The 26,003-nt window shown below is 72.4% G+C and carries 20 protein-coding genes and 2 pseudogenes; 12 read left to right on the top strand and 10 right to left on the bottom strand.

Annotation, left to right across the window (positions count from 1 at the left end):
• Positions 1-19 precede the first annotated feature (19 nt).
• From AB0B85_RS00825 to AB0B85_RS00840, 4 genes are all read right to left on the bottom strand, one after another.
• On the bottom strand, positions 20-370 hold the full coding sequence (locus AB0B85_RS00825; RefSeq protein WP_357402069.1) for a DNA polymerase ligase N-terminal domain-containing protein: 351 nt from the start codon (positions 368-370) through the stop codon (positions 20-22).
• Between the two features lie 73 nt (positions 371-443).
• Positions 444-1,625: an aminotransferase class I/II-fold pyridoxal phosphate-dependent enzyme gene (locus tag AB0B85_RS00830; RefSeq protein WP_357402071.1), complete on the bottom strand. Its 1,182-nt coding sequence runs from the start codon at positions 1,623-1,625 to the stop codon at positions 444-446.
• Between the two features lie 75 nt (positions 1,626-1,700).
• Positions 1,701-2,198, bottom strand: a complete 498-nt coding sequence (locus AB0B85_RS00835) for a hypothetical protein (RefSeq protein ID WP_357402073.1) — start codon at positions 2,196-2,198, stop codon at positions 1,701-1,703.
• A gap of 49 nt (positions 2,199-2,247) precedes the next feature.
• Positions 2,248-3,600 carry a glycoside hydrolase family 6 protein gene (locus tag AB0B85_RS00840; RefSeq protein WP_357402075.1) on the bottom strand — a complete coding sequence of 451 codons (1,353 nt, stop codon included), beginning with the start codon at positions 3,598-3,600 and terminating at the stop codon, positions 2,248-2,250.
• Positions 3,601-4,078: 478 nt separating this feature from the next.
• Between AB0B85_RS00840 and AB0B85_RS00845 the strand changes: the two genes are divergently transcribed.
• The 7 genes from AB0B85_RS00845 to AB0B85_RS00875 all read left to right on the top strand — a co-directional run bounded on the left by AB0B85_RS00845 (position 4,079) and on the right by AB0B85_RS00875 (position 12,386).
• Positions 4,079-5,143: an ABC transporter substrate-binding protein gene (locus AB0B85_RS00845; protein ID WP_357402077.1), complete on the top strand. Its 1,065-nt coding sequence runs from the start codon at positions 4,079-4,081 to the stop codon at positions 5,141-5,143.
• Positions 5,140-5,973 (top strand): ABC transporter permease, encoded by an 834-nt coding sequence (locus AB0B85_RS00850; RefSeq protein WP_357402079.1) that lies wholly within the window; start codon positions 5,140-5,142, stop codon positions 5,971-5,973. The genes AB0B85_RS00845 and AB0B85_RS00850 overlap by 4 nt, the downstream gene beginning before the upstream one ends.
• Complete coding sequence (locus AB0B85_RS00855) at positions 5,949-6,686, top strand: ABC transporter ATP-binding protein (RefSeq protein ID WP_357402081.1); 738 nt, start codon at positions 5,949-5,951, stop codon at positions 6,684-6,686. The genes AB0B85_RS00850 and AB0B85_RS00855 overlap by 25 nt, the downstream gene beginning before the upstream one ends.
• Positions 6,687-6,688: 2 nt before the next feature.
• Positions 6,689-8,020, top strand: a complete 1,332-nt coding sequence (locus AB0B85_RS00860; RefSeq protein WP_357402083.1) for an LLM class flavin-dependent oxidoreductase — start codon at positions 6,689-6,691, stop codon at positions 8,018-8,020.
• A gap of 20 nt (positions 8,021-8,040) precedes the next feature.
• The gene (locus AB0B85_RS00865; protein WP_357402085.1) at positions 8,041-9,105 is read left to right on the top strand and encodes an aldo/keto reductase; all 1,065 of its coding nucleotides are present in this window, start codon (positions 8,041-8,043) and stop codon (positions 9,103-9,105) included.
• On the top strand, positions 9,102-10,292 hold the full coding sequence (locus AB0B85_RS00870; protein WP_357402087.1) for an LLM class flavin-dependent oxidoreductase: 1,191 nt from the start codon (positions 9,102-9,104) through the stop codon (positions 10,290-10,292). Before AB0B85_RS00865 ends, AB0B85_RS00870 begins: the two co-directional genes overlap by 4 nt.
• 72 nt (positions 10,293-10,364) lie before the next feature.
• Complete coding sequence (locus AB0B85_RS00875; protein ID WP_357402089.1) at positions 10,365-12,386, top strand: hypothetical protein; 2,022 nt, start codon at positions 10,365-10,367, stop codon at positions 12,384-12,386.
• Positions 12,387-12,561: 175 nt separating this feature from the next.
• Here the strand turns inward: AB0B85_RS00875 and AB0B85_RS00880 are convergent, their stop codons facing one another.
• Positions 12,562-12,996: a glutaredoxin domain-containing protein gene (locus tag AB0B85_RS00880; protein WP_357402091.1), complete on the bottom strand. Its 435-nt coding sequence runs from the start codon at positions 12,994-12,996 to the stop codon at positions 12,562-12,564.
• A 124-nt stretch (positions 12,997-13,120) separates the two neighbouring features.
• A complete protein-coding gene (locus AB0B85_RS00885; protein WP_357402093.1) occupies positions 13,121-14,416 on the bottom strand; it encodes a GAF domain-containing protein in 1,296 nt (431 codons plus the stop codon).
• Positions 14,417-14,753: 337 nt separating this feature from the next.
• On the opposite strand from AB0B85_RS00885, the gene AB0B85_RS00890 reads away from it, so the two are divergent.
• From AB0B85_RS00890 to AB0B85_RS00900, 3 genes are all read left to right on the top strand, one after another.
• Complete coding sequence (locus AB0B85_RS00890; protein ID WP_357402095.1) at positions 14,754-15,974, top strand: hypothetical protein; 1,221 nt, start codon at positions 14,754-14,756, stop codon at positions 15,972-15,974.
• 200 nt (positions 15,975-16,174) lie between these two features.
• Positions 16,175-16,780, top strand: a complete 606-nt coding sequence (locus tag AB0B85_RS00895; protein ID WP_357402097.1) for a response regulator transcription factor — start codon at positions 16,175-16,177, stop codon at positions 16,778-16,780.
• Positions 16,781-16,882: 102 nt separating this feature from the next.
• A complete protein-coding gene (locus AB0B85_RS00900) occupies positions 16,883-17,482 on the top strand; it encodes a response regulator transcription factor (protein WP_357402099.1) in 600 nt (199 codons plus the stop codon).
• Positions 17,483-17,509: 27 nt separating this feature from the next.
• On the opposite strand, the gene AB0B85_RS00905 is transcribed toward AB0B85_RS00900, so the two are convergent.
• The 4 genes from AB0B85_RS00905 to lanKC form a co-directional block, all read right to left on the bottom strand.
• A complete protein-coding gene (locus tag AB0B85_RS00905; protein WP_357402101.1) occupies positions 17,510-19,288 on the bottom strand; it encodes an ABC transporter ATP-binding protein in 1,779 nt (592 codons plus the stop codon).
• Positions 19,285-21,009, bottom strand: coding sequence for an ABC transporter ATP-binding protein (locus tag AB0B85_RS00910; RefSeq protein WP_357402103.1), 1,725 nt, complete (start codon positions 21,007-21,009; stop codon positions 19,285-19,287). Before AB0B85_RS00910 ends, AB0B85_RS00905 begins: the two co-directional genes overlap by 4 nt.
• A 75-nt stretch (positions 21,010-21,084) precedes the next feature.
• On the bottom strand, positions 21,085-21,174 hold the full coding sequence (locus AB0B85_RS00915; protein ID WP_247670285.1) for a SapB/AmfS family lanthipeptide: 90 nt from the start codon (positions 21,172-21,174) through the stop codon (positions 21,085-21,087).
• Positions 21,143-23,809, bottom strand: a complete 2,667-nt coding sequence (lanKC, locus tag AB0B85_RS00920) for a class III lanthionine synthetase LanKC (RefSeq protein ID WP_357402105.1) — start codon at positions 23,807-23,809, stop codon at positions 21,143-21,145. The genes AB0B85_RS00915 and lanKC overlap by 32 nt, the downstream gene beginning before the upstream one ends.
• Positions 23,810-25,198: 1,389 nt before the next feature.
• Between lanKC and AB0B85_RS00925 the strand changes: the two are divergent.
• Positions 25,199-25,483, top strand: a pseudogene (locus AB0B85_RS00925) (cellulose-binding protein); the annotation flags it as partial.
• 42 nt (positions 25,484-25,525) lie between these two features.
• A pseudogene (locus AB0B85_RS00930) lies at positions 25,526-25,948 on the top strand (RICIN domain-containing protein); the annotation flags it as partial.
• Positions 25,949-26,003: the final 55 nt, after the last annotated feature.

Genomic DNA, 26,003 nt, shown 5'->3' on the forward strand with positions numbered 1-26,003 from the left:
AGCGAAACATCCGGTGCTCTCACTCGTCCGAGGGTTGCTCCTTCGTCAGGTGCAGCAACCACCCCTCGCTCGTGCGGATGAGCGCGTACCGTCGTCGGCCCGCGCGGCCGTGCAGCGTGAACAGCAGGCGGCGTTCGTCGCGGTCGTGCTCCTCCCAGGTGCCGATGTCGGCGATCGACTTGTCGGCGTCCTCGTAGGTGAGGTGGTCAAGGTGGTGGTCCGCCACGGCGATCGCGAGCCGGTTGCCGCGAGGGTCGTCCGGCAGGCCGCGGGGTACCGCCCAGGAACGCAGCACACCGGCCTCCTCAAGCCGCAGGTCGAAGTGCGGTCGTGGCTTGCGGTGGTGGTGCAGCACGAAGGCAGGTGGCACGCTCTCGATTGTCGCCGCCCCGCCACGCTCTCGCTGCCGCATCCGCCACCGAATGAACCGGCGGTGACCTGGCCTATCCGGTCACCGCGCTCGCCATCCGGCGTACCGCCTCGGCGATCACCTCCGGCGCGGTGGCCAGGTTCAGCCGAACGTGCCCGCCGCCGCCGGTGCCGAACGCCGAACCCGGGTTGAGCGCCACCCGCCCACTGTCGAGGAACACCGCCGCGGGATCGTCGCCGAGGCCCAGGGCGCGGCAGTCGAGCCAGGCGAGATAGGTCGCCTGACCCGGTTGGTAACCGATGGCCGGCAGGTGCTCACCGAGCAGCGCGGCGAGGAGCCCACGGTTGTCGTCCAGGCCGGCCACCAGGGCGTCGAGCCACTCTTCACCGTCGCGGAAGGCCGCGGTGTGGGCGATGACGCCGATATGGCTGGTGCTGACGCTGGCCTCGAACGGAACGCGGGCGAGGTCCGCGGCCGCCGCCGGGCCGGCGATGAGCAGCGCGGCGCGCAGGCCGGCCAGGTTCCACCCCTTCGAGGCGGACATCAGCGACAGGCCGTTCTCCGCGCCGGGCACCGAGAGGTACGGCACGAAGCGCCCTCCCCCGACCACCACCGGGGCGTGGATCTCGTCGGCGACCACGCGCACCCCGTGCCGCCGGGCCAAGCTGGCGACGGCCGCCAACTCGTCCGCTGTGTGCAGCACGCCGGTCGGGTTGTGCGGGCTGCACAGCAGGTACGCCGCCGGCCGGCCACCGGCCCGGGCCCGGTGGAACGCCTCCTCCAAGGTGCCGAGGTCGAGCCGCAGGTCCGCGCCGAGCGGTGCCTCCACGATCCGGCGACCGGCGTGCCCCACGAACTCGTAGAACGGCGGGTAGACCGGGCAGTTGACGACCACCGCGTCGCCCGGCCCGGTGACCAGCCGCAGCCCCTCGACGACACCGTGCATCACGTCGGGCACCAGCGCGGTGCGCTGCACCGCCAGCCCGTCCCACCCCCACCGCCGCCGGGCGAACTCGGCAAGCGCCTGCGGGTACGCGGTCCCGGCGGGGTAGCCGGTGTCGCCCCGCGCGAGGGCGTCGGTGACCGCCCGCACGACCGGCTCGGCAAGCGGCACGTCCATCTCCGCGACCCAGAGCGGCAGTACGTCGTCGGGGTACTCCCGCCACTTGAGGCTGGTCCGTTCGCGGAGCTGATCGATGGTGAGCTGGCGAAGGGGATTCATCGAGTCTCGGGTACCGCTCAACACGCCACTCATCGCCGAAGCCTATGCCGCGCCCCGTCGCGGGGCTCACCGCCACCTGGTCGGCCAGTTCCGCGACGCCGGGTGCGGTCAGTCGCTGAGACCGAGGTGCAGCAGCCACACCCGGGCGTCCACCCGAACGACGAGGTCGACGTAGACGGCTTCGTACCAGTGGCTGGTGTCGACGGTGAGTTCCCAGGATTCGACGGAGCCGGGCCAGATCCGGCGCAGCAGCGCCACGACCCAGCCGGCGACCGCCTCGGCCAACTGCCGGGCCGGCATCTTCTCGGCCCACACGTACGCCGGCCGCCCGGGCAGGAACAGCCCGGGCAGCGCCGCGTGGACCAGCTCGGACCAGGAGCTGACCGGCGTCAGCCGGGCGACCCCGCAGTCGCTCGGCAGCAACGCGTTCACGGCGGTGGTCACGTCGCCCAGCAGCGGTCCGTCGGTGAGCGTGAAGGTGCACACGTGGTTGGTTTCTTCGAGAAGGTCCTCCAGAAACCGCAACGCGTGATTGATCATCTCTGGAACCGCGTCCAGTTTCGCGTTCCTCGCCGCCGACAGGGTGGTCCAGTCGAATGCCGTCACGTCGGCCAGGTTAGTGAATCCGATGCTGGTCCTCGATCCGGACCGACTGTCACACCGGCGGCCAGGCGTTTGTCAGCAGCTGACGGAAGTGTGCCGGGAACCACTCGCCGGCCGGCGGGGCGGCCGGCAGCGCCCCGGTGTCGTACGGGGAAGCGCGCGGCGGGACGTAGTACGCGTCGCACAACGGCTCGTACGGCTCATCGGGGTTCGGGCTCCCGGCGGTGCCGTCGGACTCGCCGGGCGGCTTGACCCACGCGTACGCGTCGATGCCCGGCTCCGGTTCGGCGATGGGCCGCGGGCCGAGGCCGGCACCGTCCTGGTTGCACCAGTTCCGGACGAAGGCCCGCCGGTCGATCCGGCTGCCGTCGACGTAACTGTTCACGTCGCTGGCGGCCGCCGGCCCGGTGGGTCGGCCCGGACCACCCCACCCGTTGCGCGAAGTGTCCACCACGACACCCGCCGCCGGGGCGAAGCCCACCCCGGTCAGCAGCGCACGCAGGTGTCGCACGTAGGGCAGCTCGTCGACGAAGGGGTTCCAGTCGACCCACCTCGACTGGTACACCGACTGGCCGTTAATGACATCGTCGGCGCTGAAGTATTCCTCGTGCAGGACCGAGTAGTTGGCGGTGTTGGCGACGAAGCCGTGCACGTTTGCCACAGTGCTGCCGGCGGCGGTCGCGGCCCGGTGTAGCAGCGCCGCCAGCGTCGCGGAGTCCTCCGGCCAGCCGACCTCGCCGTGGTGACTGATGTCCAGGTACGGGCAGGCGTTGGGTACGGTGCCGAGCCGGGCCAGGGCGTACCCGATCGCGTCCAGGTAGGTGCCGCGCGCCAGCACCTCGTCGCAGGCCGCTGTGGCGCCGGGCCAGTTGCCGGTGTTGGCGATGAGGTCGGGCAGGGAGTTCGGCTCGACGAAGACGACGATCCGCAGCCCGGCGTAGCGCGGAGCGGCGAGGATCTCGACGATCGGGTCGATGAACTCGGTCTGGTACCGGCCGATGTCCTCGATCGACAGCTCACCCTGTGGGGCCTGCCGCCCGCAGTCACGGGCGGGCAGGTTGTAGAGGGTCAACTGGACGAGGTCGGCCCGCTGTGCCAGGGCCGAATCCAGGTGCTCGCGCAGGCCCAACCTCCCGGCCGTGCCCTCGATCCGGGCGATCCGGTCCAGCCAGACCGCGGTCGGCTGGCCGGCGACCGCTGCGCCGCCGGGCTCGGCACCGGCGTGCGCGGCCCACTCGGGATCGACGTAGACCCGGGCTCCGGCGTACGGGTTGTCCACCCGCGGTGGCGGATCGGCGGCGCGGACCGGACCGGGGGTGGCGAGCACCCCCGCCGCGAGGAGGGTCACTGCGGCGAGGAGCGAGCGGACCGGGGCAGGCACGCGTCCTCGACGTGGCATGGTCATGGCACTGGCTCCCTCGGGTCCGGGCCGGCGTCGGCGCACCCCTCACACAAACATACACGCATGTCGATACTTTCTCGCCCGCGCACGTCCCAGCGCGTGAAATCCTAGTTGACACATAGGATATGTGGGTTAGCGTCGTATCCATGACCAGCCAGCACACCCTGCTTCGGGGCACCGCCATCGCGGTGTCGCGGGGATGCTGCCGCGGTTGGACCGCCGCCTGCGGCTGCTGCCGCTGAGCCCGCGCCACCCACCTCTGCCACCCGCGCGTTGCCGGCTCGACGACGACCGGCAGCCGCCCGCTCGCACCGATCAACAGATGCGCGCCGAGCCCACCGCCGGACCACCCGACGGGTGCCCGGCGGCCAGCACCCGATCTCGCTCGCCGAGCCGCTGATCCGCAGTCACGGCGACGGCACCGCCGCTCGACCCCTTGGGGCGCGGTCCCGTCATGCCACCAGCTACGAAGGAGTCGCACGTGACATCACCACCCCTCCTGGATCGCCGGGCCATCCTGTCCGCCACCCTCGGCGTCGTCACGCTGGGCCTGACCGCCTGCGCCGGCGACCAGACGCCCGCCGTCGCCCTGGCCGCCGGTGCGCCACTGCCGCAGGCCGTACCGAAGGGCACCACGCTCGTCATCGGAGACAAGGAGCACCAGAAGGCGATCGAGTTCTCCGGCGAGGCGGAGAAGCTGACCTTCGAGGTGCAGTGGGCGAACATCAGCGGCGGTCCACAGACCCTGGAAGCCTTCCGCGCGAAGGCACTGGACATCGGGGCGGTGGCCGACATCCCGCCGATCCACTCGCACTGGACCGGCATCCCCACGAAGATCGTCGCCGCGAAGTACCGCCAGGACCCCCTCAACCACGCCCTCTATCGACTCGGCGTCGCACCCGGTGCCCGGGTCGCCACCCTCGCCGACCTGCGGGGCAAGAAGATCGCGTACAGCCCGGGGCAGGCCCAGGGGGCGCTGGTGCTGCGGGTCCTCCAGCAGGCCGGGCTCGGCAAGAAGGACGTCAAGCTGATCGAGCTGCCCAGCACCGGCGACGTCTACGTGACAGCGCTCGCCAGCCGCCAGGTCGAGGTGGCGCCGATCGGCGGCGTGCAGATCAAACGCTACGAGAGCAGGTACGGCCGGGACGGCGCGACAGCTATCGCGCACGGACTGCGGGACGACCCCGGTCACCTGTACGCGCCGGTGTCCGTACTCGCCGACCCGGCCAAGGCGGCCGCGATCCGCGAGTACGTGCAGGCGTGGGCGCGGGCCTGGCGGTGGCGCGAGGCCAACCCCGACGAGTGGATCGAGCGGTACTACGTCAAGGACCAGGGGCTGACCCACGACGACGGCAGGTGGCTGGTCGAGAACGCCGGTATCGCCGACATCCCGGCCCGGTGGACCGAGGCCATCGGCCGGCACCAGGAAACCATCGACCTGCTGGCCAGGGAGACGGGCCGCAAGCCCCTCAAGGCCGAGAGCCTCTACGACCTGCGGTACGAATCCGTGGCCGCGCAGGCCCTGACTGTGGGAGGTGCCAAGTGACAGTCTCGACACTGATCCGGCCCCGGCCGGCCGGCAGCGTTGCCACCAGCCGCCGACGTCGGCTGAAGCCGGGTCGCGACATCCCGTTCGGGGCGGCGATCGGCCCGCTTCTGCTCCTGGCGGTGTGGACGGCCGGTTCGATCGCCGGCTGGATCGACCCCCGGACCCTGTCGGCGCCCTGGACCGTGGTGACGACGGCGGGTGACCTCATCGCTGACGGGCGGCTTCAGGACAACCTGGTCGTGTCGGCCCAGCGCGCCGGCCTGGGCCTCGCCATCGGCACCGTCGCCGGCACCGCGCTGGCGGTGCTCGCCGGCCTGAGCCGCTGGGGTGAGGCGGTTCTCGACGGTCCGATCCAGATCAAGCGGGCCATCCCGGCCCTCGCGTTGATCCCGCTGCTCGTGCTCTGGTTCGGCATCGGCGAGCAGATGAAGGTCATCACCATCACGCTCGGCGTGTTCGTCCCCGTCTACATCCACACCCACAACGGGCTGCGCACCATCGACAGCCGCTACGTCGAGCTCGGCGAGTCGCTGCGACTGCGGCGCAGCGCCTTCATCCGCCGCATCGTGCTCCCCGGGGCGCTGCCCGGCTTCCTGCTCGGCATGCGGTTCGCGGTCGTCGGGGCGTGGTTGTCCCTGGTGGTCGTCGAGCAGATCAACTCGACGAGCGGCATCGGCTACATGATGGACCTGGCCCGCGAGTACGGCCAGACCGACGTGATCATCGTCGGACTCGTGCTGTACGGACTGCTCGGGCTGCTGTCCGACGGTGCCGTCCGACTCGTGCAGAGGAGGGCCCTGTCGTGGCGACGCACCATGGCGGACTGACCGCCACCCGTACCGTCCGGGTCGAGGGGTTGCGACGTGGCTTCGGCAGTCGGGCCGTCCTGGACGGGTTCGACCTGGAGATCGGCGTTGGCGAGTTCGTCGCACTGCTGGGCCGCAGCGGCTCGGGCAAGAGCACCCTGCTGCGTGCGCTCGCCGGCCTGGACGGCGACGCCACCGGCTCGGGCCTGGTCGAGGTGCCGGAGAACTCCTCTGTCGTCTTCCAGGACGCCCGGCTCCTGCCGTGGCAACGGGTGCTGGACAACGTCGTTCTCGGCCTGCGCGGGCCGGACGCCTCCCCGCGCGGCCACGCGGCGCTCGCCGAGGTCGGCCTGGCGGGGCGGGAACGGGCCTGGCCGAACGAGCTGTCCGGTGGCGAGCAGCAACGGGTGGCGCTGGCCCGGGCGTTGGTGTCCGAGCCGGACCTGCTGCTCGCCGACGAGCCGTTCGGTGCGCTTGACGCGCTGACCCGGCTCCGGATGCACGGCCTGCTACGTGAACTGTGCGCCCGGCACCGGCCCACCGTCCTGCTCGTCACCCACGACGTCGACGAGGCGATCACCCTGGCCGACCGGGTGCTGCTGCTCGACGCCGGTCGGATCGCCGTCGACCTCACCATCGACCTGCCGGCGCCACGCTCGTACCGACAGCCCCGCTTCCTCGCGTACCGCGAAACCCTGCTCCGCGCACTCGGCGTCGACCCGACGGAAGGATGACCATGCTGCACCTCAACGCGTTCCTGATGGGCGTCGGCCACCACGAGGCAGCCTGGCGGCTGCCGGAGAGCGACCCCTTCGCGCAGACCGACGTCGGGCACTTCACCCGGCTGGCGCGGATCGCCGAGCGGGGCAAGCTCGACTCGCTCTTCCTCGCCGACAGCCCGGTGCTCTGGAACAGCATCGGCCGGCGGCCGGCCGGCACGCTCGAACCGACGGTGCTGCTCACCGCGCTGGCCGGCGCGACCCAGCACATCGGGCTGATCGCGACCGCCTCGACGACGTACAACGAGCCGTTCAACCTGGCCCGCCGGTTCGCGTCGCTGGACCACATCAGCGGCGGTCGGGCGGGGTGGAACATCGTCACCACCGCCGGCGTGGACGCGGCCCGCAACTTCAACCTGGACGAGCTGCCCGCCCACCGGGACCGGTACGAGCGAGCCGCCGAGTTCCTCGAGGTCTCGCTGAAGCTCTGGGACAGCTGGGACGACGCCGCGCCTCTCGGGGACAAGGACGCCGGCCGGTGGGGCGACGACGCCCTGCTCTACCCACCCCGCCACGTCGGGCGGCACTTCCGGGTGGCCGGCCCGCTCAACGTGCCCCGCTCACCGCAGGGCTACCCGCTGCTGGTGCAGGCCGGATCGTCCGAGGACGGCAAGGAGCTGGCCGCCCGCCACGCCGAGGCCGTCTTCACCGCACAGCAGACGCTCGCCGAGGCGCAGGCCTTCTACCGCGACCTCAAGCGGCGTGCCGCGCAGTTCGGCCGCGACCCGGACACCGTCAAGATCCTGCCCGGCATCGTGCCGGCGGTCGGCGCCACCGAGGCACAGGCCCACGCGCTTGCGGAGGAGCTGGATCGGCTGATCAAACCCGAGTACGCGAGGGCCCAGCTCGCCACCACGCTGCGGGTCGCGCCGGAAGACCTCGACCTGGACCGGGAACTGCCCGCCGACCTGCCCAGCGAGGACGAGATCGAGGGCGCCAAGAGCAGGTACACGCTGATCGTCACCCTGGCCCGGCGGGAACGCCTGACCGTCCGCCAACTCATCGGCCGGCTCGGCGGCGGACGCGGGCACCGCACCTTCGCCGGCACCCCGGAGCAGGTCGCCGACGCCATCGAGGAGTGGTACCGCAGCGGCGCGGCCGACGGCTTCAACATCATGCCGCCGGTGCTGCCGTCCGGGCTGGAAGCGTTCGTCGACCACGTGGTGCCGATCCTGCAGCGCCGGGGCCTGTTCCGCACCGAGTACACCGGGACCACCCTGCGCGACCACTACGGGTTGCCCCGCCCGGCCAACAGGTCCGCCCGGCGGCTCACCACCGCTGCCCACTGAGCACCTGGAGAGGACGAACCATGGTCGACCAACGGCCCTTCGGCCGCACCGGCGTACGCATCAGCTCGCTGACGCTCGGCGCGATGAACTTCGGTCAACGGGGCAATCCCGACCACGCGGACGGCATCCGGATCATCCACCGGGCGCTCGACGCGGGCATCAATGCCATCGACACCGCCGACGTCTACTCGCACGGCGAGTCGGAGGAGATCGTCGGCAAGGCCCTCACCGGTGGCCGTCGCGACGACATCTTTCTCGCCACCAAGTTTCACGGCCAGGTGGGCGACAACCCGCAGCACCGGGGCAACTCCCGCCGCTGGATCATCCGCGCCGTGGAGCACAGTCTGCGCCGGCTGGGCACCGACTGGATCGACCTGTACCAGGTGCACCGGCCGGAGCCGGAGACGGACTTCGACGAGACCCTGGGCGCGCTTACCGACCTGGTCCGCCAGGGCAAGATCCGCTATGTCGGCACCTCCACCTTCGAGCCGTCGGCCATCGTGGAGGGCCAGTGGCTCGCCCAGCGGCGCGGCCGGGAGCGGGTGGTGAGCGAGCAGCCGCCGTACTCCATCCTGGCCCGCGAGATCGAACGCGAGGTGCTGCCGGTGGCGCAGCGCTACGGGCTGGCGGTGATCCCGTGGAGCCCGCTGGCCGGCGGTTGGCTCTCCGGGCGCTACCACAGCGGGCTCGACGCCCCGATCTCCCGGCGGGCCGACCGGCTCCCGGCCCGGTTCGACCCGACCCGGCCGGCCAACGCCGCCAAGCTCGCCGCCGTCGACAAGCTGGCCACCCTCGCCGACGAGGCCGGCCTGTCGCTGATCCACCTGGCGATCGCGTTCGTCCTGGAGCATCCGGCCGTCACCTCGGCGATCATCGGCCCGCGCACGTTGACCCAGCTGGAGTCGCAGCTCGGCGCGGCCAAGGTGAGCCTCTCCAGCGACGTGCTGGACCGCATCGACGCCATCGTCGCGCCGGGCACCACGCTGAACCCGGCCGACGCCGGCTATCAGCCATCGTCGCTCAGCGACCCGGCGTACCGGCGGCGCGGCGCGCCGTCGCCGCACCGCGCCGAGGTGGCCCGGTGACCGGCCACCGACCACCGCCCGCCGACGCGGCGGCACCGGCTCCCCCGCCGAGCAGCCAGAAGGCACGACTGATGAGCCCGAAGTTCCTCTGGTACATCCCCAACCAGGTCGAACCCGGCCATCGCGGCGACGACGTCGTCGCGCACCACAACAGCCTCGACACCCTGACCGGGCACGCCCAGGCCATCGAGCGGCACGGCTGGTCCGGCGCACTCATCGGTACCGGCTGGAGCCGCCCCGACACCTTCACCGTCGCCACCGCCCTGGCCGCCCGCACCACGACGTTCCAACCACTTATCGCCATCCGGCCCGGCTACTGGCATCCGGCCAACCTCGCCGCCGCCGCAGCGACGTTGGACCACCTCACCCAGGGGCGGGTGCTCATCAACATCGTGTCGGGCAAGGACGATCTGGCCGCGTACGGCGACACCGACGGCGACCAGGCCACCCGGTACGCCCGGACCAGAGAGTTCATCCAGCTCGTACGCAGGTTGTGGACCGAGGACACCGTCACCTGTCGCGGCGAGCACTACCGCGTCACCGACTCCGCCCTGACCCCCCGACCGGTGGTCCGCGGGGAGCGCAGGCACCCACCGCTGTACTTCGGTGGCGCCTCGGCCGCCGCCGAGGAGGTGGCCGCCACCGAGGCCGACGTCCAGCTCTTCTGGGGCGAACCGCTCGACGGCGTGGCCGAGCGAATCGATCGGCTGAAGCGGCTCAGCGAGAAGCTTGGGCGCACGCACGCCCCGTTGGAGTTCGGACTGCGGATCACCACACTGGTCCGGGACACCACCGAGCAGGCGTGGGCCGACGCCGAGGCGAAGGTCGCCCACCTGGCGCAGCGCGCCGGTGGCGTCGACAGCCACCCGCGCTGGCGGGCCGCCGTCGGGCAGCGACGGCTGCTCGACCTCGCCGCACGCGGGGACGTGCTCGACGACAACCTCTACACCGCGCCCGGCCGCCACGGCGGTGGCGGGGCCGGCACTACGTGGTTGGTGGGCTCGGCCGAGGACGTGGCGAGGTCACTGCGCCGGTACGGAGAGCTCGGCGTCACGCACTTCGTGCTCTCCGACACGCCCTACCTGCCGGAGATCGAGCGCCAGGGTACGCGGCTGCTGCCGCTGCTGCGCGGTACGGCCGCCGCGCACCCGGGCCGTCATCCGGCAGTCGCGCCCCGGGTTCCGTAACCACCCTTGCTGAGATTCCTTCACGAGCGTAGGAAGAACACCATCGATCCACAGACGGCGGAGGAGCCCCGAGTGCGCACACCCAGTCGGCTCCGACTCGCCGTGTCCGTGCTGGTGACGGTGGGCACCCTCGCGCTCGGCACGCCCACCGCCGCCCCGGCGGCGGCCGGCGGACCAGCTGCCCGGCCCTGCGATCCCATCGACCCGGCCGCCTGCCTACTGCCGTTCCCGAACGACTACTTCACGGTGGCGGACCGGACCAGCCCCACCGGCAGGCGGGTACGGTTCGCGGCCTCGGCGATGCCCGCGAACGTGGCGGGAACCCCCATCGACCCGACGGAGTGGAACCGGCAGGACGGCTTCAGCCCCGGCTCGCCGATCCTGGTGCACGTACCCCGACTCGACGCCGCCGCGACCGGGATCGCCCCGGTCACCGACATCGGCCGATCGCTGGCGCCGGACGCGCCGATCGTGCTGCTCAACGCGCGCACCGGGCAGCGCACGCCGTACTGGGCCGAGTTGGACGCGCACGCCGACGACCAGCCCGAGCGGCAACTACTGATCATCCGACCGGCTGTGGCGTTGACCGAGAGCACCCGGTATGTCGTCGGGCTGCGCCGGATGCGCGACGGCAACGGGTCGCTGCTGCCGGCCCCGGCGGCGTTCACGGCGTACGTCGCCGGGATCGGCAAGCGGGACGCCCGCGGGCCGCAGCTGAGGCGCGCGGTGGCCGACCTGGCCCGGGCCGGCGTCCAACGGCAGAGCCTCTACCTCGCCTGGGACTTCACAGTCGCCAGCCGGCACGGCCTGACCGGGCGGATGCTGGCGATCCGGGACGACGCCTTCGCCACCCTGGGCCGGGCCGCTCCGACGTTCTCCGTGAACCAGGTGACCGACTTCCCCGCCGAGCAGGATCCGCTGATCGCCCGGCAGGTGGTCGGCACCGTCGCCGTACCGTCCTATCTGACCGGCGACGGCGGGCCCGGCTCCCGGCTGCACTACGGACCGGCCGGCGGTGGCGGAGCGCCACCCACACCTGACGCCCGGCCCACGCCATCCGGGGTGACGGTGGCCGCCGACTTCGTCTGCAACATCCCGCGCAGCGCCTCCGCCGCGCGGCCCGCTCACCTGTCGCTCTACGGCCACGGCCTGCTCGGCCGGCCGACCGAGATCAACGCCGGCAACGTCAAGACGATGTCGAACACGTACGACTTCACCTTCTGTGCGACCAGTTGGATCGGCATGGCAGCCGGCGACGTGCCCTATGTGGCAGGTGCGTTCGGCGAACTCAGTGCCTTCCCCGCGGTGGCCGACAGGTTGCAGCAGAGCTTCCTGAACTTCCTCTTCCTCGGGCGCTCGATGATCCACCCGGGTGGGTTCGCCGCGCACCCGGCGTTCCGGGACGCCGCCGGGCGACAGTTGCTCGACCTGGCCGGCGGTCTGCACTACGACGGCAACAGCCAGGGCGGCATCAACGGTGGTGCGCTCACCGCCGTCGCCCAGGACTGGACCCGGTCGGTGCTCGGCGTACCCGGGATGAACTACTCGACGCTGCTGCAACGCAGCGTCGACTTCGCCCCGTTCCAAACGATCATGGACGGCTACTACCCGGACAAGGTAGACCAGCAGCTCATCCTCGGGCTGCTCCAGATGGTGTGGGACCGCGCCGAGGCCAACGGGTACGCCCAGCACCTGACCGACCGGCCGTTGCCGGGCACCCCGGCGCACCGCGTGCTGATGCACGTGGCCTTCGGTGACCACCAGGTCTCGCCCGCCGCGGCGGAGGTGCAGGCCCGCACCATCGGCGCCCGCCTGCACACCCCGGCGCTGGCCGACGGCTTGTCGCTCGACGTGACGCCGTACTGGGGCATCAGGCCGATCCGCGGCTATCCCTACCCGGGCTCGGCCATCGTGATCTGGAACAGCGGTGCGGCACACGCACCACCGCCGACCAATCTCGCCCCGGTCGGGCCGCAGTACGGCGACGATCCGCACGAGTTCCCGCGCGCCCAGGCCGCCGCACAGCGACAGAAGGCGGCGTTCCTGCTCACCGGCAGGGTCATCGACGTCTGCGCGGGCGAGCCCTGCCCGTGACCCGGTGACCGGTCGCCCCCGGGCCGGGCTCAGGACCCGTCGACCGTGGCGGCGATCTTGGCTGGGGCGTGCAGTGGCGCGAGCTGTTCCTCGGTCAGCCCGTAGCGCTGGGCGAGGTACCCGGGGTCCTGCCAGGTGATCAGCGAGCCGGGCTGGCCGTCGGCCCGCGGCGCGCTCAGCCCGACCGGAGCTGCTCGCGCAGCCAGGCCCGGTCGGGGTTCACCACCGCCTGGCCGCCGAGCACGACGGTAGGCACCGTCTCGTTGCCACCGGCCACCGCCCGGACCGCGGCGGCACCCGCCGGGTCGCGCCAGATGTCCACCCAGTGCGCCCGCCGGGCGAGCCGGCCGAGCGAGAACCGCAGCTGCAGGCAGTAACGACAACCGGGACGCCAGTACACGACCGGTCGCCCATCCGCCGCGCTGGCCCGCTGCGCCTCGGCGGCGTCCACCGGGCGGGGGAACGCCCACGGCGACAGCACGAATGCCAGTGCCAGGAAGACCACCAACTCGACGCCGCCGACGGCGGGCAGACCGGCGGCCAGCTGCGCCACCAGGGCCAGCCCGCCGCACGCCACCATCACGATCGCCAGAATCCACCGCCGCAGCACGACGCGGACACTACCCCGCAGCCGGGTCGCCGACCGCGCCACCTGTGCGGCTCGCCGCCGCCGGGCACGGGTGGTCGCGCCGGGAGCGGTGGTCCCGGCGGCGCCACCGAACGGCTCGACCCGGCTAACGCCTGAGGTACGCGGCCAGACCGCCAAGCTCTTCGCTGGCGATGAAGACCGACCGTACGTTGAGGATGGCCTCCTCGACGTGCGCAGAGCAGCCCCACGCCGCGTCGCCCCACGAATCGGCGATCTTGATCTCGGCTGCGTCGGTGCAACCCAGGGCGCCGCCGAGTTCGCAGTGCTCCGGGTGTGGCATGGCAGCCTGAGCGGCCGCCGCGGCGCGCATCCGGGCGGCGAGTTCCGCGGCGACTGTCGCACGCTTCTCGGCCTCGGCGCGCAGTTCCCGTTCCACGCGTACCACCCTGGCCAGCTCGTCATGGGCTGACCTGGCACGATCCTCGGCGGCCCGGCGTGCCTGCTCGCTGTGGTGACACTCGATGGCCAGGGCGGCGGTGCCGGCGAAGACCCGGGCAAGGGCGAGGTCGGAGTCCTGCGGGGCGCGCGGGGTGCGGTGATACATGGCGAAGGTGCCGAGGAGGCCGCCGTCGCGGGCCAGGATCGGCGTGGACCAGCAGGCCGACAGGCCGGCCCGCTCGGCCAGGTGCCGGAAGTCGTCCCAGAACGGGTCGGTGCTGATGTCGGTGACGATCACCGGCTGCCGGCGGTGGGCGGCCGTGCCACAGGACCCGACGCCTTCCCCGGTGGCGATCCCGTCGATGGCCTCGTTGTAGAAGTCGGGGAGGCTAGGTGCGGCGCCGTGCCGCAGGTGCCGACCGTCGGGATCGGCGAGGAGGACGGAGACCAGCACCTGCTGCGGTGCGAGGTTCTCGATACAGCGGGCCATCCCGTCGAGCACCTCGGTCAGGGGTGCCTGACGGGCGATCTGCTCCACCAGGGCGCGGTGCTCGGCCATCAGCCGCTGGGCCTGCTTGACCTGGGTGGTCTCCACCCCGAGCACCCGGATCCCGCAGACCTGACCGGCGGCGTTCCGGCGCGGCTCGTAGGTGAAGTCGAAGAAGGCCTCCCGCGCCTGCGCTCCGGTGCCCAGCATGACCAGGACGTCGCTGCCGGTGTACGGCTGACCCGTGCGGTAGACCTGGTCCAGCAGCGTGACGAAGCCTTGACCGGCCAGCTCGGGCATCAGGTCCGCGAGTGCGACACCGGTTCGGGCCCGTTCTTCGCCGATGGTGGCGAAGAAGGCCGGGTTCGCCGTCTCCACCACATGCTCCGGTCCCGCCAGCGAGGCGAAGACGGCGGTGGACTGCCCGAACAACGCCCGCAGATCCTCGTCCGCCCCGCCCTGTCCGGCGTCCACCGGGACCGCGGCCGTGGGCAGTTGGTCGGGTACCGCCGTCACGTCGTGGTCCGCCTCTCGTCCGGTTGCGGCATTGCCTCGATGCTGCGTCGCTCGGTGACGGTGCTCGTCAGGTGTGCGGAGATTGTTGACGCCGCCGATGCAGCCTACCGGCGGGACGGACCGACGGCGAACGCACGCAGGTTCGGCACGTGCGGCGGCCGGCGGCGTCGACACAGCCACCTCGACCGAGACCGGGCGACGCGGCGTGGCGTCGTTCGACAACCTCATCGGACGTATCACCGGATGCAGATAGGTGATTGCATCGCTACCATGGGTCAGCAATCCAGAGGGAAGGGGTCGTGCCCGCGTGCGAAGTCCCGTCAACGGAACCGCGCCGATGTCCGCGCCGGGTCGATCCGCGCCACTCGTGGCCGACCGACTGCGCGGGCTCACCCGGCGGTTGGTGCTGTTCGCGGTCGCCGTCGGGGCCGGTTTCCTGCTGGCCGCCCTGTTCCAGGGGCCGGCCGCCGCCGACGGGATGCGCGGCGGCTCCGGTGCCGAGCCGCAGTTGGCGATCGGCGGTCTGGTCGAGCCGGTCGTGCGGCTCGCGGAGGCGGCCCGCCCCGACCTCGACCGCCAGCGGGCCGCAGGTGCCGACGACCGCGGTGGACGTGACTCGGACCCCTCGTCGACCGGTGCCATCGGTGGCGTCGGCACCCCCCGTGCCGCGACGCCCGCGCCGGTGTCTGACCGCTCGGTGGGCGTGTCGCCGGTGGCCGTGCCGCTGTCCCGGGTCGACACATCCGCAGCGGAGCACGAGAGACTTCGGCAGGTCTCCCCCGCTCGCGCGGTTCATCGTCCGGAGCGCCGCGGTCACCCGCCGCGCCCGCCCGCCGGTCCGGTACGACAGCCGGCCGTCGCCGCGCCCGACCTGCCCGCAACGCCCGGACCGACCGGGCCCCCAGCGGCCGACCTGCTCACCGCCCCACTGCCGCACGTCGTGGACATCGTGCGCGCCCCGGTGCCGCACGTCGTGGACGTCCTGCGCGCCCCGGTGCCGCACGTCGTGGACGTCCTGCGTGTGGTGCCGATCCGGCCTGTCCTCCTGAGGCTCTGTCAGGTCACAGGTGCCGTGCTGGCACCGGCGCTCGACGCGATCGTCGTCCCGGCGGCACCTCCGCCGCCCGCTCCCGCGGCGCGCGGGCCGGCCCTCGCGCCGACGACCGACCCGCCGCCCCCGCAGACCACGCCGACGCCACAAGCGCCACAAGCGCCAGCGGCGGAATCGACGGTCACGGCGATCACTGCGGTACGCGCCGCGGCGGTGCCACCCCCGGCCGGGCCACAGTGGATGTCCGTCGTCGGACCCGCGCCCCCGGGCCTCAGGGCCTCGACGGGGCACTTCGCCGCACGCCCGGATCCGGTCAGCGGCCTGCCGGGCCAACCCGTCGCGCCCGCCGACCAGGACGCCGCCGGCGCCGACGACGGGTCGCGGCCCGCACCGGGACTGGTCCGGCCGGCCGACCTGCAGTCGCCCGTCGGCGCCGGGCAGCCCGGCGACCTCGTGCCACTTCTCGTCGGGAGCCGGGCTCCAGCTCCGATCGCCCGCCCGGGCTGAGACGGCTCGACCGACCCGGGGAGATTGGCCCGCGCGGCCGTTCCACCCGCTGGTCTGGTCGACAGGCGCCCGGGCCCGTCCGCCGTGACGGTGCCACGGGCCGTGCCTATCCGTCCGTCGCGCACGACCGCCCTGACCAACCCGTGACTGTTCCGGGATCGGTGGCCGTTGTGACGCGTACCTGAGATCGGAGAAACGTGGTGATCCACGTTGTCGTCGCCGAGGACATGGGTTTGTTGCGCGGAGCGCTCTGCGCCGCGCTGTCAGGTGAGGAGGACATGAGAGTGGTCGCCGACGTCGATGGCGTCGGCGAGCTGTTGACTGTGGTCCGGCGGTGCCAGCCCCAGGTGGTGGTGCTGGCGCTGACGCCGGAGCTGCCCGATCCGGTGGCGGTGGTGGCGCAGATCAGCGCCGCTGTGCCGCACGCCGCCGTGCTGGCGATGAGCCCCCGGTGGAGCCCCACCCTGGTGGAGGCGGCGCTGGCGGCGGGCGCGCGTGGCCTGGTCGGAAAGGACAGTTCCCTGGCGGAGCTGGTACGGGCGATCCGGGCGCTGGCGGCCGGGGAACGGGCGATCGACCCGGCCGCGGCGGTGGCCGTGCTGAGCCCTCCGGAGATCCCATTGACAGCGCGGGAGATGGACGTGCTGCGGATGGCCGCCGAGGGTCTGCCGCTCAAGGAGATCGCGGCCCGCCTCTTCCTCGCTCACGGCACGGTACGCAACCACCTGTCGGTGATCCTGCGCAAGACGGGGGCGCGCAACCGGCTGGAGGCGGTGTGGCGGGCGCGGAGTAACGGCTGGTTGTAGCCGGCTGGGCGGGTCCGGCGCGGGTGGCCGGGCCCGTCCCTCGCCGTGCGGACCCGACGGCCGCGTGTTTGAATATTGACGTTGAGTGATCACCATCGGAGTGTGGGAAGGCTCATCGTGATCCGTACCCTGCTCGCCATGGACGGCGCCCTGGTGCTTGGCGCGCTGTCGTTCGTCCTCGCCGCCGAGAACGACATCCACGTCGTAGCGGAGGTCGATCGCGGCGACGGAGTTCCCGCGGCCGTCCGGGCCCAACGACCCGACGTGGTGGTGGCCGACCTCGACCTCGTCGAGGCGGCCGAGCCGAACCGCCTCGGGCGGTGCCCCGTCCTGATTCTGGCCCACCCACAGCGGGCCCGGCGGCTGCGCGGCATGTTCTGCCCGACCCGGACCGTGGGCATTCTGCCGAGCGACGCGGCCCCCCACCGGATCATCGACGGGATTCGGCGGCTGGCCCGCCGGGAGCCGGTGCTCGACGCCGATCTCGTCGTGGCGGCGCTGCGCTCGGACGGCCCGCTCACCGACCGCGAGACGGAGGTGTTGCGGCTGACGGCGGAGGGTGCGCCGGTCGCGGAGGTGGCGGCTTCGCTCGGGCTCACCCGTGGCACCGTCCGCAACCATCTCGGTCGGATCGCCCGCAAGGTGGGCGCACGCACCCGCGTGGAGGCCGTACGGATGGCCGGAGAGGCGGGCTGGATCTGACCGGCACCGCCGGGTCGGGCCGGTGGCTCAGCCCCGCCGCGCCGGTGCCGTCCGGGGCGGCAACACCGGATCGTCCCAGCAGCCGACGAGCGCACGGTAGGTGGCCGAGCGGGCCATCAACTGCCCGTGCGTCCCGAGCACGGGTTCGTCGCCGTCGAGGACCAGCACCCGATCGGCGCGCAGCGCCGAACTGATCCGGTGCGCGATCACCACGAGGCTGCCGGGCCGCCGGGCGAAGGCGCTCTCGACTGTCGCCTCCAGCGTTGGGTCCAGGTGACCTGTCGCCTCGTCGAGGATCACCAGCGGGGCGGGTGCCAGCCAGGCCCGGATCGCCGCGATGAGCTGCCGCTCCCCGGCGGAGAGCAGGGCCGGCGTGACCGGCGCACCGAGCCCACCCAGCCGGCTCGCCAGCGGGCCCGCACCGAGCGCGTCGAGGGTGGCGTCAAGCGTCTGATCGTCGACGTCCGGCCGCAGGTAGCGGAGATTGTCGGCGAGAGTGCCGGTGAAGACGTACGCCTCCTGCGGCACCAGCACCCGCATGCCGGCGAGCAACTCCGGCTCAGCGTCGGCAACCGGCGCACCGAGCAGGTGGACCGTACCGGCCTGCGGTGGCACCAGCCCCGCCAGTAGTGCGGCAAGTGTGGACTTACCCGCGCCGCTCGGTCCCACCACGGCGAGGTGCTCCCCGTCGGCCACGGTCAACGAGAAGTTCCGCAGCACGGGCCGGGCGCGCGGACCGTAGCCGAAGGTCAGCCCCCGGACGTCGACGGCCGGCGGGCGGCCGGCCGCGCCGGTCGCGGGGCGGCAGGGCGGTGTCCGGGTGGCGGGGTCGGGCTGGCGAGGGACGTCGGGCACCGCGCCGTTGCGCAGGATGTTCTCCAGGGTGACCGCGTACCGCAGCCCACCACCACCGAGGCCCTGCACCAGGGTGTGCAGGGCGGGTTGCAGCCCGGTGGAGACGTAGATCAACGCGCCCAGCACCGCGCCCGCTGTCATTCCACGCTGGACCAGCCACGGAGCCGCGGCGAGCAGCACCACGAGCGGCAACCAGCCGCCGATGCCGAGGCTGAGGCTGCGGACCGCCGCCATCCGGGCGAGAGTGCGTTCGGCGGCGGCCTGCGCCGACACCCGGCGTTCCACGTCGGATGTCGCGCGTGCCTGGGCACCACAGGCACGCACGTCGCGGTGGCCGGCCAGCGCCGCCGCGGCGGACTGGCCGAGCTGCTCGCCGGCCCGGACGTAGGCGCGCTGGTGGGCGGCCATCGCCGGCAACGCGGCGAGGAAGACGGCCAGACCGACGACCATCGGCGCGGCAGCCAGCACCGCCACCACCGGGGCCAGGGCGAGAAGGCCGAGCAGGGCGGCGCCGGCGGAGAAGAGGAAGCCGCGGGTCACCATCAGCAGACCGGCGAAGGTGTCGCGGACGATCTCCATCTGGTGGGTCAGTCGGGTCACCGCGGCGCTGTCCGGGCGACCACCCGCCCGGGTGGCGTCGCGCAACGATCCCCGGACCACCCGGGCAGCCACCTCGTCGCGGAACGGCTCGACCACGGCGCCGAGGCACCGGTACGTCCGGCCGGTCGCCGCGGCACCGACAAGCACGGCCACGGCGAGCGCCGCCATCCACGCCAGGCCGTCGAGGAGACGTCCGGCCAGGAAGCCCTCGTCGACGGCGCGGGCGATCAGGAGGCCGGAGAGCAGGGCGGGCAGCGACTCGACAAGTGACCAGCCGCCGAGCCGGGCGAGATCGCCCCGGCGGGCCCGCAGCGCCTGCCAGGTCACCCGCCGGACGCCGGGTCGGCTCATGAGCCACCGCCGGCCGGTTGGAAGACAGCCCGGTAGACCGGGTCGGCCCAGAGCTGCCGGTGCGGCGCCAGTCCGCGCAGCCGACCGCCGTCCAGCCAGGCGACGAGGTCGGCTGCGGCGGCCACCGCCGGCCGGTGGGTGACCACCAGTCGGGTACGCGAGCCGGCCCGCCCGAGCACCGCCGCTGTGATCCGGTGTTCGGTAGCGGTGTCCAGGCTGGACGTCGCGTCGTCCAGGATGAGCAGCCGCTCGGCGGCGAACGCCCGGGCCAGGCCGAGGCGTTGGGTCTCGCCGCCGGAGAGCGGGGTGTCCACCAGGGGGGTGCGGTAGCCGTCCGGCAGCCGGTCGATCACGTCGGCGACCGCCGCCAGACGGGCCGCCCGCAGGACCGCCGGGGTGGCCGGACTCCGGTCGGTCACCGGGTGCGATTCGGCAGGCAGCGCCAACCCGATCGCGTCGTGCACTGTCGCACCGACGAGCACCGGTCGGTCGAAGGCGTAGCCGACGGCCCGGCGCAACGCCGATTCGTCGAGGTCGCGCAGCGGCACCCCGTCGAGGCGTACCTCACCGTCGTCGGGGTCGTGCAGTCGTCCCGCCACGGCCGCCAGTGTCGACTTGCCGGCACCTGACGCCCCGACGACGGCCACCGTCGCGCCGGCCGGTACGTCCAGGTCGACGCCGTCCAGGATGGGTCGGCCGTCGTCGGCGTGGACGCGCACCCCGCGCAGTCGCAGGGCGCCACCGCCGGGCGGGAGCGGCCGGTCACCCACCGCTGTGACGGGCTGTTGCAGCAGCTCGGCGACCCGGTGTGCCCCGGCGCGGCTGCGGACCAGGTGGTTGAGGGTGGCGAGCACGCCACCGAGCCCGGCGCCCATGGCCGCGTACCGGACCGCGGCGACCAGTTGGCCCGGCGTGAGCCAGCCGGCGGTCAGGGCGTACCCGCCGACCGCGACGACGCTCAGGTGCAGCAGTGGTGCCACGGCCGAGGTGCGCGCGCTCGCCCGGGCGAGCAGGTCCCAGCTACGCCGGCCGTGCCGGTCCAGCTCCGGCAGGGCCGAGAGCACCCGGTCCTCTTCGCGCTGGACGGTGGCGGCGGCGGCGATGGTCCGGGCGCCGCTGAGCGACTCCAGCAGCCGACCGGCGATGGCGCCGAGCACCCGTTGGTAGCCGGCGGTGGCGGTCGAGGCGTCGGCCACGAAGGCGCGCATGAGGACGGCGAGCAGGCCGAGTCCGACGAGCAGGGTGATCCCGAGGACCGGTTCCATGATGGCGAGCGCGACGACGCTGCCGAGCGGCGGAAGCACCGCCACGACGGCCAGCACCGTGGCGTTGCCCGCCTGCCCCGCGTCGGCGGCCTGGCCGACCAACCGGCCGACGAGGTCGCCCACCGGATAGCGGCGGGTGGTGCGGACGTCGAACGCGAACACGTGCCGCAGCAGCTGCCGGCGCAACCCGGCGGTGGCGCGGGCCGCACCGAACCCGCTGGTCAGGTCCGTGAGGGTGTCGACGCCGATGAGGACGACGACCAGACCACCGGCGGCCACCGCCCACCAGCCGGAGCCCCCACCGAGGGCGGCGTCGACGGCGCGGCCGAGGGCCGCGGGTAGCAACAGTTCGGCGGCCGCGCCGAGCAGCGCGACCACCGCGAGTCCACCGGTCCAGCCGCCGCCGGCCCGGACCGTCCGCCGCAGCAGCCGATCCCCCGCGTCGAACGTCGGCATGGGTCCTCCCATTGCTACGCGGTCGCCCTGGGTGGGCACGTCTACCCGCCCAGGGCGACCGCGTTCTGCGATGGATCAGTTGCAGGTCGTGACGGAGAGCGAGCTGTCGCCGCAGAGCAGCAGGCTCGCCCGGCTACCGCCACCCGTGCGGTCGGCCGGAGCCATCTCCAGGCCCTGGAGGTCCAGAAGCGCCATGTCGTTCACCTCCCTTCCATCCATTCGTCGAATCTGTCGCCCCCGCTGTGGCGGGGGAGTCTCTGCGCGCTCCCGGCAGGGGCGCGAGGAAGGGCAGCACCGGCGGCTCGTCGTGCCGCGCGCAGGCCAGCGCGTAGAGCACGCCGGCGGTGCCGGTGCCGAAGTCCATGGAGAGTCGCAGCAACTGCTCGCCGGGGAACGCGATCCCGTCCCGGTACGGCAGCGCGTGCCAGCTCAGCCGCGCCAGCTGCGCGCCGAGTTCCCGGCGGTCGGCGTCGTCGGTCGAGGCGGCGAGGTAGGCGATGATGCCGGCCCGACCGGCGAAGAGCCCGGACTGCGCGTAGAACGGTGACCGGGCCGCGCGGCGAATGCCCGCACTCGCCTCGGCGAACTGTTCGTCGGCGCGGTGCCGCAGGTACTGGTCGAGGACCAGCCCGATGCCGACGCTGCCGTGTGCCAGGTACGGCATGGTCCGCCAGCCCTCGTTGACCTCCAGCGCACCGTCCGGGCGCAGCACGCACCGGCGCAGATCCTGGCGTAGCGCCGTGGCGGCGTGCTCCAGCAGCCCGTCGTCACCGCTGAGCTCGTAGAGCCGCACCAGCAGCAGAGCGGGTCCGGTCCGGCCGCGTAGCAGCCCGGCGTAGGGGTTGTGTCCGCCGCTGATGTCCGGCCCCGGGTCGTCGGTCAGATCTGCGATCACCTGTTCGGTGACCTGCCATGCGGCGTCGCGCAACGACACCTCGCCGGTACGCGCGGCCAGTTCGGCCAGGTTCAGGGCGATTCCGGCCCGGCCGCTCGCCAGGCTGTGGTCGAGCCCGTCCAGGGGTTGGCGTAGGCAGATCTCGACGACGTCCAGCGCGTCCTGCCGGCGTCCGAGGTGTTCGAGCGCGTGGGCGACGCCGTGCAGCCCGTCGTAGAAGCCGCACCGGGTGCCGGACGGCGGTGCTGTCGCCCGCCGCACCAGCCAGTCCTCGTGCTCGGGCCACCGGCCGGCACCGCTCTTGTCGAGTGCGTAGAGCACTCCCGCCGCTCCGTGGGCGAGGTTGAGGCCGCCGCTGCGGAACTGTTCGATGTCGCCGGGGAAGAGCCGGTCGTCGCGCTCGGGGGTGGCGCTGGCCCGGATCGCCGTGACCAGTTGGTCGCGCGTGGCGGGCCAGTCATCGGCGCGCTGGGCCCCGCTCGGTTCGGTCCGGGCCCGGGGGCCACCGGTGATCTCGGCGACCGCGGGGTCGAGGAAGGACCTCGGCACCGGGAAGTTCGCGGCGATGACGTCGGCCAGGTGGTTCACCTTCGCCGGTGCGAGCCGCACCAGCTGGGTCAGGGGCAGGAACAGCGCCAACCGCAGGCACGCCAGGGCGTACCGGTCGACGGCCGGGCCGCTGCGGTCGCGCGGGGCGGCGAAGCCCTGGTTGCGCAGCCCGGGGCGGCGGTGTCCGGCGATCGGGGCTGCCACCTCGAAGTCGACGAGGGCGACCCGGTCGTCCGGCCGGATCATGATGTTGAACAGGTGCAGGTCGCCGTAGACCAGGCCGCGCTCGTGGATCGCCGCGATGACGGCTTCGACCTGCTCGTGGATGTGCCGGGCCCAGTCGGCGTACGCCGCCCGGTCGTCGTCCGTCGCGTCGGCGTCGATGAGCGGGTACCTGTCGACGAGCACCTTGTTCAGTGGTCGGCCCTCGATGAACTCGAGCGCGAGGAACCGGTGCTCACCGAGCTCGAACTCGTCGTGCACCCGCGGCACCTGCGGCAGGTCGGCGAGCTGCCGTAGGGCTTCGGCCTCCCGGGCCAGCCGGGCGACGGCGTCCGTGCCGTCGGCGTCCAGGCCGGCGTGCGGTCGGGCCTCCTTCAACACCACCTCGGTGTCGGTACGCAGATCCCGGCCCACGTACAGCCCACCACCGTTGGAGAAGTGGATGACCTTCTCGATGCGGTACGGCACCTGGTTGGTGCTTGTGTCATTGCGGGCGGCCAGGTGCGGGCCGAGGAAGTCGGGCAGGGTGACCCAGGACGGTACGTGGAAGACGGGCTCGCGGCGGTCCGGCACCAGCGTGCCGGAGTCGTCCTCGATCGCCGGCACCACCTGGCCGTCGGGCGAGTGGCAGTAGCGGGCGGCGAAGCCGCCGTAGCGCACGTGCACCGGCCCGTTGCCGTAGCGGAGGTCACTGAGGATGTACGGCCCGGTCTCGCCGGTGAGCAGTTCGTCGAGCTCCTTGCAGGTCAGTTCCAGCTCCGCGTCGTCGCGGGGGTAGACAGTGACGAACTTGCCACTGGCGGCGCGGGCGGCGTACTTGGAGTTGCGCAGCAGCAGCGTACGGGGCCCGCGCAGGAACTTGAAGGACAGTCCGCGCGGGACGCAGTAGTCCCAGACGGTGTCCAGCACCCGCTCGGCGTTGGGCAGACCCGCCGAGATGTGGATCTTCCAGCCCTGCTGCGGCAGCGAACCGCCGTCCGGGGCGTAGATCAGCCAGTCGTCGAGCGGCTCGCTGCGCCATCCGGTCGGCAGCGGCCGTTCGGCGGCCGGGAAGACCGGCTGGGCGACGGCGCTGCCGAGCGAGTCGTAGAACAGCGGGTCCGCGGCGCAGTAGCTGTCGTAACGTTCGTCCACTGTCCCGCCCCTTCGACTCGGCCGGCTGGTGTTCCGGCGTTGAATCGAGTCTCGCCGACGGGACGTGGTGGACCCCAGTGCACATAGTCACGGCCTTCGATGCGGGGCGCACAGGCGACCATGACATTAGTCAGGAGCGGGCCGGGCGGATCGACCGACAAACAACCCGGTGACGCAGAGCGCTCCGCTCCTCACCGACCTGCTGGTTCTTGACCTGCGGCGTGATCCAAATTTAGACTTCCATCGTTGTTAGCGTTAACAGTTATGTCATTCGATCGACATCGAATGGTCATCGCCATCGGGATCCCGTCAACCGGCGGCGACGCGGCAGAGCAGTGCCGGAGCGGTCGAGGCGACCGCGAGCGCGCGTACCACCACCAGCCAGGAGGACGAGACATGACGCAGGATCAGTACGAGCCGATGCGCGGCGAGCGCAAACTGGTGAGTCGCAGGACCGTCCTGACAACCATGGGGGCGGTGCCGGTCGCGACTGTCGCTGCGGTCGCGGGTGCCACGGCCGCCTCAGCGGCGGCGGCGAACATCAATCTGTCGGCGTCACGGCAGACGATCCGGGGCTTCGGCGCGATGGCCCACGCAGCCTGGATCGGCGACCTGACCGCCAGCCAGCGGGAAACCGCCTTCGGCACCGGCGAGGGCCGGCTGGGGTTCTCGCTGCTGCGGATCCCCGTCGGCGAGAACCAGGCCGACTGGAGCGCCGACCTGGCCACGGCGCGGCGCGCGGCCGAGCTCGGAGTCACCGTCTTCGCGTCACCGTGGAATCCCCCGGCCAGCATGATCGAGACCTTCACCCGGGGCAGCCAGACCAACGCGAGACGCCTGCGATACAGCTCCTACGCCGCGTACGCCCAGCACCTGAACGACTTCACGACGCACCTACGGAACAACGGCGTGAACCTCTACGCCATCTCGGTGCAGAACGAGCCCGACTACGCGGCGGAGTGGACGTGGTGGACGTCCACCGAGATGCTCCGGTTCCTGAAGGAGAACGCCGGCTCGATCAGCACCAGGGTCATCGCCCCCGAGTCCTTCCAGTACGTGAAGTCCGTGTCGGACCCGATCCTCAACGACGCCACGGCGCTGGCGAACGTGGACATCATCGGGGCGCACCTCTACGGCACCTCGTACTCGAACTTCGCCTACCCCCTGTTCAAGCAGAAGGGCGCGGGCAAGGAACTCTGGATGACCGAGGTCTACTACCCCAACAGCAACACGAACTCCGGCGACGCCTGGCCCGAGGCGCTCGACGTGGGCGAGCACATCCACCGCGCCATGGTCGACGCCGAGTTCCAGGCGTACGTCTGGTGGTATCTGCGGCGCAGCTACGGCCCGATGCGCGAGGACGGCCAGATCAGCAAGCGCGGGGCGATGATGGCGCACTTCGCCAGGTTCGTCCGCCCCGGTTACGTGCGGATCGACGCGACGGCGAACCCGGCGTCGAACGTCTACGTCTCGGCGTACCGGGGTGGCGACACCGTGGTGATCGTCGCCGTCAACAAGAACACCTCGGCGGTGAGCCAGCAGTTCACCCTGTCGAACACCACAGCGTCCGGCAGTGTCTCGAACTGGCTGACCGACGGGAGCCGGACCGTCGCGCCCCAGGGCGCGCTCACCATGTCCAACGGCTCCCTCACCGTCACGCTCCCCGCCCGCAGCGTGATGACCTTCGTGACAAGCGTGAGCGGCGGCACCAGCACCGGGGACACCTACAAGCTGGTGAACGTCGACACCGGTCTGGTGCTCGGCGTGCAGAACATGTCCACCGCCGACGGCGGTCTGGCCGTGGTGTGGGGCGACAGCGGCACCGCCGACCACAACTGGGTCCGGATCGTCGACGGCAGCGCGGTCCGCTTCCGCAACGCCAACAGCGGCAAGGTCCTCGGTGTCGAGAACATGTCCACCGCCGACAACGCCCGCGTCCTTCAGTGGGCCGACAACGGCACCGCCGACCACCGTTGGACGCTGGTGGCCAACAGCGACGGCTCCTACCGGATCCGCAACGTCAACAGCGGCAAGGTCCTCGCCATCCTCAACGGTTCCAGCAGCTGGGGCGCCCAGGCCGTCCAGTACACCGACAACGGCAGCACCAGGAACAACTGGCGGCTGGTCCAGGTCGGCTGACGGTCCACCGCACGGCTCCGGGCCGACCGCACACTGTCGGCCCGGAGCCGTACCA

This window comes from Micromonospora sp. NPDC049044 (genome assembly GCF_040649215.1).
In the GTDB taxonomy this organism is placed as follows: domain Bacteria; phylum Actinomycetota; class Actinomycetes; order Mycobacteriales; family Micromonosporaceae; genus Micromonospora.